The sequence below is a fragment of the Escherichia sp. AM3 genome (assembly GCF_032029835.1).
In the GTDB taxonomy this organism is placed as follows: Bacteria; Pseudomonadota; Gammaproteobacteria; order Enterobacterales; family Enterobacteriaceae; genus Escherichia; species Escherichia coli.
Window position 1 is genome coordinate 1 of record NZ_JAVUPQ010000714.1, and the last position, 341, is coordinate 341.

At 57.2% G+C, this 341-nt stretch carries 1 protein-coding gene; it reads left to right on the plus strand.

What is annotated here, in order from left to right:
- The coding region (locus RTW80_RS28035; protein WP_312721392.1) for an N-acetylmuramoyl-L-alanine amidase at window positions 1-341 on the plus strand (341 nt) is incomplete at both ends.

Consider the following 341-nt stretch of genomic DNA (forward strand, 5'->3'; position numbering starts at 1 on the left):
GGAGAAGATTCCGGCGCCGTCGGGAAATATCGCACCCGCGAAAAAGATGTGGTGCTGCAAATTGCCCGTCGTCTGAAGGCCTTGATCGACAAAGAGGGCAATATGCGCGCCTACATGACGCGCAACGAAGATGTCTTTATCCCGCTGAAGGTCCGCGTGGCAAAAGCGCAAAAGCAGCGCGCGGATCTGTTTGTCTCTATTCACGCGGATGCCTTCACCAGCCGCCAGCCGAGTGGATCTTCAGTGTTTGCCCTGTCAACGAAAGGGGCGACCAGTACCGCCGCGAGATACCTGGCGGACACGCAGAACGCCTCGGATTTAATCGGTGGCGTGAGCAAAAG